An 11234-nucleotide genomic window follows, 5' to 3' on the forward strand; every position below is an offset into this window, starting at 1 on the left:
TCATTCCGGGAAGTGTCCGGGGTGGCGTTTTCGCTGTTCTAGAGAGGTTTTTGGGTGTCGTGGTCGGGGGCCCTGTCGGTGGCTGATCGGGCCTTCGGAGTGTCCTCTCAGTGGGTGGCTTGGCTGGTTGAGGCAGGAAGCGTCAAAAAGTATGGCCTAGCGTCAAATGGTTTCCCGATGTATCTGTGAGGATGTTGGTTAGAAAGCCGTTATCTTTGATGGTGCTTGCGAAGCGATTCACCGAGCTCGCATATCGCATGGGAAAGCGTAATTGTCTGGGCGCTCGAGTGTTTTCGGTCTGCTCATAGTATTCGCTAAAGGCCTCATGGGATAGCCTGCCCGATGTCGTTAAGTAGATGTAATCTCTCAATCGAGTTCTTGTTTAACGCCCTTAGAAACGATCAAGGTGGGGTGTCCAGAAGTCGACTTCTCCCGGACACCCCACCTTTGCTCTGATGTGGCTATGCCACCGGGATTTCCCAGATAGGGGTGTGCATCTGGTCTGTGGCGAGGTAACGCTCCACGGTGTTGTGTTGCGCTGTGGCTCGTTGTTGAAGGAACGTCGACTGCGTCTGGTTCATTGGTAGGTACTGGTTAATGACCCAGGCTCGTGGGGTAATACCAGCGCGGGCGAGGTCATCAGCGAGTTCCTTGGCTTCCAAGATCGGAGTCGACTCGGGTAGCGTTACCAGGATCGGGAATGTCCGGTCCTGGTCTCTCAGACGCATAAGAGCGGTCAGTGTGCCATCGCTACCTTCGGTTGCCCCGGATTGGCGAAGGAGCTCTCGGTGATAGGAGCCGGTAGCGTCCAAAAGCAGCAGGGTGTGTCCGGTGGGAGCTGTATCGATAATGACCCAGCGGTGGTCAGCTTCTTCTAGGACAGCAGAGAATGCCCTGAAGACAGCAACTTCTTCTGTGCATGGGCTGGCGAGGTCCTCGATGAGCTGTGCTCGGCCATCAGCATCCAGTGTCGCGCCCTTGGTGTTGAGCACTTCTTGACGATAGTCTTCCACGACCTTGTGCGGATCAATGCTGACCACATCGAGGCCTGGATATTTCTGCGGAAGAGTCATATCCAAGTGTGAAGCCGGGTCAGTAGTCGCCAGAAGCACAGGCAACCCCTTGCTAGCGACAGAGATGGCCAGTGCCTGCGCGACGGTCGTCTTACCTACTCCACCTTTACCCATTGTCAGAACGACTTTGGGGCCGCCTTCGATGATCTGTTCTGTTGCCTGAGACAGGGCAGATTGCACCACTTCGTTAATGTCGGCAACTTTGGCGGATGGTAGTTCCTCAAGGCCTGGCACGTTCTCATGGAACTGCGGGGCAACTGTAGTTAGCCCGTTGATTCCCATGACGGGTTCAGGGTTCATGGGAATCGTGAAGCATGCCAAACCACTGAGCGCTGGATGGGTGGTCGCCAGCCCCTTGAGGACGCTCTGCTCACCGAGCATGAGCCTACGGTGGAGCGGGTCGTTGTCTGCTTTGGGCAAGAGTGCGTTGACAACCAGCGCCTGCGGCGTAACCCCGAGTTCCGAGAGCTCGCTGGCTGCGCGCTCAGCCTCCTGAAGAGTGGAATCTTGAGCACGTGCCACAAGCGCCAAAGTGGTCAGCGCAGGGTCCTTCAGCGCATTGACCGCATCTTCGTAGGTCTGCCGATGCTTATCAAGCCCTGACAATGGGCCAAGGCAGGAAGCATCACCGGTCCCCTTCTCGATAAAAGACGACCAGTCGCCCGGCAGTGCGAGCAGCCGCAGCGTATGGCCTGTGGGGGCGGTGTCGAAAATAATGTGATCGTAGGCATCGACGATGTCTGGGGAGACGAGGAAGTCAACAAAGCTGTTGAATGAGGCGACCTCCACCGTGCATGAGCCAGAGAGCGTCTCCTCGGACTCGCGCAGCACTTCGGGCGGCAGAAGGTGACGAACTGGCTCAAGAATCGACTCGCGATACTTTTCTGCCTCCACGTTCGGGTCAATCTCGATCGCATCGAGCTTGACCTCCATCCCCATCTCCCTGGCGACAACGTCGCCTAGTGCAGTAATTTCAGATCCAATGGATTGACCGAAGACCTGAGCAACATTTGACGCGGGATCCGTCGAAACCAGCAAGACTTTGCGCCCTTGCGCAGCTAGTGAAAGAGCGGTAGCGCATGACACGGTCGTCTTACCGACCCCACCCTTGCCGGTGAACATCAGAAACTTCGTTGTTGGCGGCCACTGGCTCAACAGCATCCCGAAGCACCTCCACAACACGACGAGCTTGCCACCGGAAGCTCCGATCGGCCGTCACGTGCAACCTGAGAATCGGAGTTGCCCACAGAATCTCGACGCACCCACGCACGCAATTGCGCCAGGGTGGGATACACACCCTTAAGGACGATCTCGCCGTCAATCACCACAACAGGAAGAGAATCAGCCCCTTCAGACTCAAGCAACTCCCGTACAACCGGAGTGGATGCAAACTCCAACGGAGCGCTGGCCAAGTTGTGCCGCACCACGTCCACCCCTTCCTTTCGCGCGGCACTCACAGCCGCCGCCGCATCAACGACTTCCTGGTCAACGTTCTCGCCGCATACTCCCGACGAACAGCACATCGCCGGGTCAAAGATCTCAATCTTGGCCATCTTCGTACCTCCACGTGTCATATCGATGATTATCGATACATAACATACTAGACTCACATATCGACAACTGTCAATATGTGGTATCGTGGAGGAGTGAATGATAGTCGCACGTGTACCCGCCCCGTAGGTAAGGTGGATTTGCCGTCGGTGTCGCTTGAAACCCGGGTGGAGCAGTTCAAGGCACTGGGTGATATCACTCGACTGCAGTTAGCTTTGATGGTGAGGCGGGCTGCCCCGTCCCCAGTGTGTGCATGCAACTTTCCTGATGCCTTCGGCATGAGCCAATCGACGATCTCCCACCACTTGGCCAAACTGGTGAAGGCAAGGGTTCTCGAAAGACAGAAGCGAGGGAAATGGGCGTACTTCACGCTCAACCCAGACTTTGATCAAAATCTTCTCGCGAACTTAGCCCCAGGAGCCGCTATGAACGTTAATGCCGCAACCTCAGGAACCACGATCTTGTTCGCCTGCCGGCAAAATGCCGGACGTTCCCAGATTGCCGCAGCGTTAGCTAAGCAACTTGCACCAGAAGGGGTGACGATCCTGTCGGCAGGATCTGAACCTGCTGATGTTGTTCACCCTGTCGTCGTTGACGCCCTTGCCGAGCTCGGCCTTCAACCTGATTCTCAACCCAAGCCACTTGACCCTGCACAGGTGAAAACATCTGACTGGGTCGTCACCATGGGATGCGGCGAAGCCTGCCCCTTCTTCCCGGGAGTCCATTATCAAGACTGGGAGATCGACGACCCCAGCGATCGTCCACTCGAAGAAGTGCGGGTCATCATCGACCAAATTAGAACACGCGTCCAGGAACTGCTGGACACAGTCTCCCAAGGGTAATCCCCATGAGCCTCTCTGGTTGCAAAGAGTCTTGGTACAACCGGGAGGTATTCAGAGTGACGTTTTTAGTGTTCTCGCGCAGATTTCCGTAGCTCTAATAAGAGTCGTGTGGAGCCGGTGAAAAGCTCTTGGTGAAGTCCGGATGTCACTTCGGATCACTCTCTCAGGCAGCTCCTCGCCCTGTGTTTGTCGGTCCAATCTAAGGGTGTGAGCCTCGTGTCGACTTTGTCGAACTAATACTTACTTACGGATGTGCTTTCTTATTGAATTTCATTCCGCAGGCTCCTCGGGAATGATGGTTGCAATATCAGAGAGTTGGCAGTCCAGTGCGATACAAATTTTGGCGAGGACTTCGGAGGTAACGTCGCCATCTTTACCAAGTTCGGCGATGGTAGCAGGGGGCAAGCCTGCTTGGGTTCACATCTCCCCTTTTGTCATGTCTAGGTCGATGAGGAGTTTCCATAGCGGTTTGAAGGTGATAGGCATGGCTAGTTGTTCTCGTCAGTCGTTTCTGTGTTCCAGGTGAAGCCGTAGAGTGCTCGGGCGCCGTCGTCAAGATGGATGACTCGTGTGGCTTCGACGAGTTCTTCGGCGCGCTGGCCGTATGCCTTTGTTGCGTCGAAGGAGAAGAAGACTTGCTTTGGCTCACTAGCTCTGCTGGAGAGATGCGGACTGCATGTAGACGCTGAGCAGTTCCCTGACGGGTGCGTGCCCGACGAGCTTGATGATTGCGGAGTCGTGGATGAGGAATGGCAGTGGGGTGTGGCGGAGCATCGCGACGTCGAAGATGGCTACGTGTCGTGATTTTGCTCCGGAGCCCCGGTCTCCGCAGTGATCGAACTCGTAATTGATGCCCTTGGTGGTCACCTTGAACCGGAACTTTGGGCATACCTTCCGGTCGCCGTGCGGATACAGCTCACTGTTGACTTCATTCATGACAGCCTTGAAGTCGGCTGTGATCGCCCCGGTGACTGCTTTTCCTAGGAGGTCTTCGAGCAGGTGCTTGCGCTGGTTCCTGAGTTCTTCTTTCTCGTCGTAGATTTTAATTTGGACTTCGAGGCGCAGTACTGTGCCGTGTACTTCCAGGGCGTGATTGTAGGTTTCCTCATCGAGGAAGGCAGATTCTCCTAAGGCCAGAATGTGTGCTTTCTTCTGCCGGATCTGTTCCGTGAGGTGTTCGATCTGCGCCCTGTATACGTGTTGTTGTTCTTCGAGTTGGCTTCGAAGGATTCGTGAGAGTTCGTGATGATAGAACTCTACGGTCTCGAGCTTTTCGTGATTGGCTTGTGGGAAGTAGGTGTAGAACTCTGCGAGATCGCTGGTGGTGATGCGGGTTCCTCCGTCTAGGAGGGTTGTCACGTTGGCGAGCCGGCCCTCAAGTTGGGCTAGCTTAGTAGTGAGCGGGCGAAGGACTGCGCGTGCTGATTCGCGTTCCTTGCGTGCCTGGATCTCTGCTTGGAAGAGGTCCAAGTCGTTGCCGCGCCGGAGCTGTTTAGATTCTTCTCGCGCGTGGGCGAGTTCCTGCTCGGCTGTCTTTCGTTGCGTCTTGCCTTTAGGGCCCTATAAGGCATGTAGTCGCCGTTGGAGACGCGTTGAATCGCATTGATATCTTTGGTCAGCTCATCAACTTGTTTTTGAGCGGTGACTGCTTTTTCGTGGGAACCGAACAGACGGAGCGTGACCAGGGCGCCATTTTTGTTGGATTCTCGTGAGACTGCAGCCAGTGGCCAGTCGAGGGTACCGAGCACTTCCTCGTCTAGACGGGCCAAGCGGGTGACGATGTCTCGCCAGGTTGTATCGGTGTATTCCAGCCCATAGCTAGTAAGGAGGAACTGTGAATACTGCTCCAGTGGCACAAGCTGCCCGTCTCGATTTTCCAGTCTGGGTCGGCGTAGGTAGTCACATAGCCGTAGCGTTCCGTGGAGCGTGAGTAGTGGTGGTCGGTACCGTGCAGGTGCAGAGTGAAATAGATGGTGTGGTGGCCGACAGCTCCTCCTAGGCGGACTACGTCAGATTCTTGAAACTGGCTACCACCGTAGACGAAGTCGATGATCTGCATGAAGGTGGTTTTGCCAATCGAGTTTTGTGCATCGTCGGCACCTTCGATGATGTTCAATCCGGGATGGAACTCGATGATCGGGCGTGGCTTGTCGTCGCAGCGGACCCGTGACCACCTTTGGTCAAAATAAAACCTCCGAACGCAAGCAAGCGATCGGAGGTTTTTCTCATGAGCAAACGCTTATTGTCATTAAAAGACTCACCTATCAAGATCTAAAAGCTGCAAAAGTGCAGTTCAGGGGAATAAGGACACTGAGCAGGGAACTACCCTTTTTTCAATAAGACCTCTACTATATGAGTCATGACACCGAAGATCATTGACGCGGAAACCGGTATCGAACTCTGGACTGCCGTGGACTGCGCGGAATATTCCGGCACCGCCCGCGGCACCTTCACAAGCTACGCAGGGCGAGGCCGGGCGCCCGCCCCCACCGCAAAACTTCATGGATTAACGCTTTGGAATTCCGAGGAAATCAAAGCGTGGGTCGAGCAACGCGCTCAAGGCCGAAAACCCTCCTAACTTCCGGAGGAAGTTAGGAGGGTGGGGGTTGGGAATGCACCGCAGCGGAAAATTAAACTTTCACCCCGCAACACCCAAAACCTGTGGATAACAATCGGCCACCTACCCACGCCTGTGGATAAGTGGCCAAATCTTTTTTCTTCGCGCTGTTAAGCCTCGGGCTGCACTCCGTCGTCTTCGTACTTGCTCAGAATGTCGATGCGTCGTTGGTGTCGCTCCTCCTGACTCCATGCGGAAGTTAGGAAGGAGTCGACGATGGCGAGTGCTTCTTGTTCAGAGTGCATCCGCCCACCAATGCCAATGAGCTGCGCATTGTTGTGTTCGCGCGCCAGTTTGGCGGTTTCTGGTGACCAGGCGAGGGCGCAGCGTGCGCCTTTGACTTTGTTGGCTGCGATTTGTTCGCCATTGCCGGAGCCCCCGAGGACGATGCCGAGGGAGCCTGGGTCGGCGACGACGCGTGTGGCGGCGTCGATGCAGAAGGCGGGGTAGTCGTCGTTGGCGTCGTATTCGTGGGCGCCGCAGTCGATTACTTCGTGGCCTTGGGCTTCGAGGTGCTTGGCGATGGCATTTTTAGTTTCGAACCCTGCATGGTCCGCTCCGAGATATACACGCATGGGGGTTATCCTACGCGTCGAATTGGGGGTCTTCGGTGCGGGAGCGCTTGAGTTCGAAGAAATGGGGGTAGTTGCCGAGGGTGACGGAGGCGTCGAAAAGCTTGCCGGCTTCCTCGCCCTTGGGGATGCGGGTGAGCACGGGGCCGAAGAAGGCTGCGTCGCCAAGTTTGAGCACCGGTGTGCCCACATCGTTGCCGACCGCGTCCATGGCCTGCTGGTGGAAGTCGCGCATTTGCTTGTCGACGTCCTGCGTATTCGCCACCTGCGCAAAGCTTGGGTCGAGGCCGAGCTCATCGAGGGTCGCGGCAATCACATCGTCATAGGCCCCGAAACCACTGCGGCCGCCTTGGCCTTCATTGTGCAATTTCGTGCCGATGGCGGTGTAGTAATCGTCGAGGCGATCCGGTGCCTGCAGCGCAATGATGGTGGCCACGCGCGCAGGGCCCCAGGCGGCCTTGATGTGCTCGCGATACGCCTCGGGCAGTTCCTCGCGGCCCTCGTTGAGCACGCCGAGGCTCATCGGCACCCACTGCACCTGCACGTCACGGACTTGTTCAACCTCCTTCATCCAACGGGAGGTGATCCAACAAAATGGGCAGGTGGCATCGAACCAGAACGTCACTTTTTCACTCATGGTGCTCCTTGTAATTCCTTGCGTAAGTTAGGAGGGGAATGTGAAACCAATTGTAGGAGGAAGAGCACAAAGGTGTCTTCAATCAATCTCACCCAAGCCGAAGCCCAGGCACGCGCAGCGCTAGTGCGCGTGAATAATTACCACGTCAGCCTCGACCTCACTGCCTCGGAGAAGACCTTCCCTTCGCGCACGCTGGTGTCGTTCGAAGCCCTCGAAGACGGCAGCACCTTTATCGACCTGCGCGCCGAGGACGTCCACAAATTGGTGCTCGATGACGTCGACATCACCGATGCCGCCGTGCCGCGCACGGATGGCGTCTACCAGGAGGCAGCAGGCATCTCGCTGGATCTGCGTGCAGGCGCTCACGAGCTGATGATTGAAGCCACCGCGCGCTATTCCAATTCCGGCCAGGGGTTGCACCGCTTCGTGGATCCCGAAGACGACAAGGTCTACCTCTACACCCAGTTCGAAACTGCCGACGCCAAGCGCATGTTCGCCTGCTTCGATCAACCAGACCTCAAGGCCACCTACGATTTTGAAATCACCGCGCCTTCCCACTGGAAGGTCATTAGCAACGCTGCCGCCGATATCACCGAAGCCGGGGATCACAGCGTGCACCGCTCGCGCATCGACTATCCCCTATCCACCTACCTCGTCGCGGTATGCGCGGGCGAATACTACGAGGTATCCGATACTTGGTCGGGCACGCTGACCCGCTACGACACCACGCCCGAGGATCAGCCCGACACACTCGAGATCCCCATGTCGATTTTCTGCCGCGCTTCCCTTGCGCAGCATTTGGACGTCGACAAGCTTTTCAAAGAAACCAAACAGGGCTTCGACTACTACCACGCCCACTTCGGCATCGCCTACCCATTCGGCAAATACGACCAGCTCTTCGTGCCCGAATTCAACATGGGCGCCATGGAAAACGCCGGCGCCGTGACCTTCCGCGACGAATACGTCTTCTCCTCCAAAGTCACCGAATACCGCTACGAACGCCGCTGCGACACCATCTTGCACGAAATGGCCCACATGTGGTTCGGCGACCTCGTCACCATGCGCTGGTGGGGCGATCTCTGGCTCAACGAATCCTTCGCCACCTGGTCAGCAGCCATCAGCCAAGCCGAAGCCACCGAATACACCAACGCCTGGGTCACCTTCGCCAACGTAGAAAAATCCTGGGCCCTCCAACAAGACCAACTGCCCACCACACACCCCATCACCGCAGACGCAGGCGACATCGAAACCGTCGAGCAAAACTTCGACGGCATCACCTACGCCAAAGGCGCATCCGTACTCAAACAACTCCAAGCCTATGTCGGCCGCGAAGCCTTCTTCGCCGGAGTGCGCCAACACTTCGCCACGCACGCCTACGGCAACGCCACCTTCGACGATCTGCTCGCAGCACTCGAAAGCGCGTCGGGCAGGGATCTCAGTGGGTGGGCCGGGCAATGGCTCAAGACCACAGGCGTCAACCCCCTCTCTCCTAACTTTGAGCAAAAGTTAGGAGAGTATACGAGCTTCGAAATCCACCAAGGCCCCGCCGCCCCCGGCGCCGGCGAACTGCGCACCCACCGCGTCGCCGTTGGCCTCTACCGCCTCGAAGGCGATCAGGTTCACAGGTTCAAGCGCGTTGAGGTGGACGTCGAAGGCGCTGTAACCCCGGTGCCTGAGCTCGTTGGCTGCGAGGTCGCTGATCTGGTGCTCGTCAATGATGACGACCTCACCTACTGCCTCATGCAGCTCGATGAGGCTTCGAGCAACTTCGTGCTCAACAACATCGACAAGATTGACGACGCCATGCCGCGCACCCTCTGCTGGTCCGCCGCATGGGAGGCCACCCGCGCCGGCACGATGCGCGCCCGCGACTTCCTCCAGCTCGTCCAACGCGGCGCCCCCGCCGAAACCCACATCGCCGTGCTTGAACGAGTCCTCATGCAAGCCCGCCGAGCCCTCCACTCCTACGCCGACCCGGCATGGGCGCGCGAGCACGGCAATGCTCTGCTTGAAGACATTTGCCTCCAGGGGGCCAAGCAGGCCGCACCGGGCAGCGACCGCCAACTCTCCTTCCTCCTAACTTTGGCCAATATTCAGGTGTCGGAATCCACCGCAGCGATCTTCGAGCAATTGCTTGTCGACGACACCGACGCCATCCCCGGCGTGGTTGTCGACACCGATCTGCGCTGGCAGCTTTTGATCGCCCTGATTGCCAACGGCTTTATCACCGGCGATGAGGTAGAGCGTCGAATCAACGCGCTGCTGGAATCCGATCCCACCTCGGCAGCCAAGCTGTTTGCCATCAAAGCAGAAGCTGCCCAGCCGGACGCGAAGGTCAAAGAAGCGATTTTCGAAGAGCTCATCGACCCGGACAACCCCATGTCCAACCTGTACCGACGCCACAAGATTGAAGGGCTCCGTGCCCCAGCATCAAGCAACGCGCTCAGTGGCCTCAACCAGGCCATCTACGAGCACGCCGAACACCTCTGGCAAGCCATGTCCTCCGAGGTGGCACTGGTGACCGTCACCGGCTTATTCCCCGGCTGGGACACCAGCGAGGAAGCTCATGAGCGCTCGGCGAAGTTCCTTGAACGCTCACTGCCGGCCGGGCTTCAGCGCGTGATCGCCGAAGGCAACGCCGAGCAACAACGAGCGCTGCACAATCAGCGCGTCGACCGCGGCTAGGAACGCGGGCGCGGAGAAGAAAAAACTTTGCCCCACTTATCCACAGGTTGGATAGTGGGGCTTAAAGTTATCCACAGTTAGGGGCTTCTCCCCTCCTAACTTTGCTCAAGAGTTTGGAGGGAGGAGGAGATGTCGTCGAGCAAATCCTCAATATCTTCAATCCCCACAGAAATCCTCACCAACTCTTTCGGCACCTCGAGTGTGGAGCCGTTGACGGATTGGTGCGTCATGCTGGCGGGGTGTTCGATGAGTGATTCGACGCCGCCCAAGGATTCGGCGAGCAGGATGAGTTTGGTGTTGAGGCAGAAGTTGCGTGCGTCGGCTTCGGTGTGGAAGAGCACTGAGATCATGGCGCCGGGGCGTCGCATTTGCTTCTTGGCGATCTCGTGGCCGGGGTTGGAGGCCAGGCCTGGGTAGTAGACCTTGGCTACGCGGGGGTCGGCTTCGAGGTATTCGGCGATCGTTTGGGCGTTTTCGCAGTGGCGGTCCATGCGGACTGCGAGCGTCTTGATGCCTCGGGCGGTGAGGTAAGCGTCGAAAGGCGAGCTAATTGCGCCGGCGTCGCCTTGGAAGCCGTAGACGAGTTCGTCGAATTCGGCGTCGTTGCTCACCAGCGCGCCGCCGACGACGTCGGAGTGCCCGCCGAGGTATTTGGTGGCGGAGTGCAGCACGACGTCGGCGCCGAGTTCGAGGGGGCGTTGGAGGTAGGGGGTGGCGAAGGTGTTATCGACGACGAGTTTGGCGTCGTGCTGTTCGATTTGCTTTGCGACGTCCGCGATGTCGGTAATGCTCAGCGCGGGGTTGGTGGGCGTTTCGAGCCACACGACGGCGGTGTTGTCTTTGAGCGCGTCGTGCACGGCGTTGGGTTGGGTGGTGTCCACGACGGTGAATTCCACTCCCCAGTCACCGAATACCTTGTCGATGAGCCTGAAGGTGCCGCCGTAGGCGTCGTGGCCCAAGATCATGTGCTTGCCGGGGCGCAGGAGGGTTCGCAGGGCGACGTCGGTGGCGGCCATGCCTGATGCGAAAACGCGACAGTACTTGGCTTGTTCTAACGCGGCGATGGTGCGCTCTAGTGCTGCGACGGTGGGGTTGCCCACGCGTGAATATTCAAAGCCTCCGCGCAGTTCGTTGATGCCGTTTTGGGCAAAGGTCGTTGACGCGTAGATGGGTGTATTAACAGGCCCGTAGAGGTTGTCGGGGTGGTAGCCGCCGTGAATGGCTGCGGTGTGAAAGCCCTGGCTCATGGAACATCCT

Annotated in this window: 11 protein-coding genes; 4 read left to right on the forward strand and 7 right to left on the reverse strand. The window is 57.6% G+C overall.

The features are described 5' to 3' along the window. Positions 1-461: 461 nt before the first annotated feature. Entirely contained in the window at positions 462-2234 is a 1773-nt protein-coding gene (arsA, locus tag IEU99_RS03255; protein WP_128889351.1) for an arsenical pump-driving ATPase, read from the reverse strand. Then, a complete protein-coding gene (gene arsD / locus IEU99_RS03260; RefSeq protein WP_229718356.1) occupies positions 2225-2647 on the reverse strand; it encodes an arsenite efflux transporter metallochaperone ArsD in 423 nt (140 codons plus the stop codon). Before arsD ends, arsA begins: the two co-directional genes overlap by 10 nt. Positions 2648-2773: 126 nt before the next feature. Between arsD and IEU99_RS03265 the strand changes: the two genes are divergently transcribed. After that, positions 2774-3466: a metalloregulator ArsR/SmtB family transcription factor gene (locus tag IEU99_RS03265; RefSeq protein ID WP_206731214.1), complete on the forward strand. Its 693-nt coding sequence runs from the start codon at positions 2774-2776 to the stop codon at positions 3464-3466. A 270-nt stretch (positions 3467-3736) separates the two neighbouring features. Here IEU99_RS03265 and IEU99_RS10960 read toward each other — a convergent pair whose 3' ends face one another. Both IEU99_RS10960 and IEU99_RS03275 read right to left on the reverse strand, forming a co-directional pair. Continuing rightward, positions 3737-3871: a helix-turn-helix domain-containing protein gene (locus tag IEU99_RS10960; protein WP_229718357.1), complete on the reverse strand. Its 135-nt coding sequence runs from the start codon at positions 3869-3871 to the stop codon at positions 3737-3739. Positions 3872-4114: 243 nt separating this feature from the next. Continuing rightward, positions 4115-4936 carry a DUF2326 domain-containing protein gene (locus tag IEU99_RS03275; protein WP_229718358.1) on the reverse strand — a complete coding sequence of 274 codons (822 nt, stop codon included), beginning with the start codon at positions 4934-4936 and terminating at the stop codon, positions 4115-4117. Positions 4937-5483: 547 nt separating this feature from the next. Here IEU99_RS03275 and IEU99_RS03280 point away from each other — a divergent pair. Continuing rightward, positions 5484-5636, forward strand: coding sequence for a hypothetical protein (locus tag IEU99_RS03280; protein WP_188358276.1), 153 nt, complete (start codon positions 5484-5486; stop codon positions 5634-5636). Between the two features lie 189 nt (positions 5637-5825). Next, complete coding sequence (locus tag IEU99_RS03285) at positions 5826-6044, forward strand: helix-turn-helix transcriptional regulator (protein WP_128889349.1); 219 nt, start codon at positions 5826-5828, stop codon at positions 6042-6044. A 149-nt stretch (positions 6045-6193) separates the two neighbouring features. On the opposite strand, the gene IEU99_RS03290 is transcribed toward IEU99_RS03285, so the two are convergent. Together IEU99_RS03290 and IEU99_RS03295 are read right to left on the reverse strand one after the other, a co-directional pair. After that, the gene (locus IEU99_RS03290) at positions 6194-6658 is read right to left on the reverse strand and encodes a ribose-5-phosphate isomerase (RefSeq protein ID WP_128889348.1); all 465 of its coding nucleotides are present in this window, start codon (positions 6656-6658) and stop codon (positions 6194-6196) included. A gap of 10 nt (positions 6659-6668) precedes the next feature. Continuing rightward, entirely contained in the window at positions 6669-7292 is a 624-nt protein-coding gene (locus IEU99_RS03295) for a mycothiol-dependent nitroreductase Rv2466c family protein (protein ID WP_128889347.1), read from the reverse strand. A gap of 72 nt (positions 7293-7364) precedes the next feature. Here IEU99_RS03295 and pepN point away from each other — a divergent pair, with 72 nt between their 5' ends. Then, the gene (gene pepN, locus IEU99_RS03300; protein WP_128889346.1) at positions 7365-9977 is read left to right on the forward strand and encodes an aminopeptidase N; all 2613 of its coding nucleotides are present in this window, start codon (positions 7365-7367) and stop codon (positions 9975-9977) included. A gap of 95 nt (positions 9978-10072) precedes the next feature. On the opposite strand, the gene IEU99_RS03305 is transcribed toward pepN, so the two are convergent. Continuing rightward, positions 10073-11224 (reverse strand): cystathionine gamma-synthase, encoded by a 1152-nt coding sequence (locus IEU99_RS03305; protein ID WP_128889345.1) that lies wholly within the window; start codon positions 11222-11224, stop codon positions 10073-10075. Between the last annotated feature and the right edge of the window lie 10 nt (positions 11225-11234).

It is taken from the genome of Corynebacterium pelargi (genome assembly GCF_014635485.1).
GTDB lineage: Bacteria > Actinomycetota > Actinomycetes > Mycobacteriales > Mycobacteriaceae > Corynebacterium > Corynebacterium pelargi.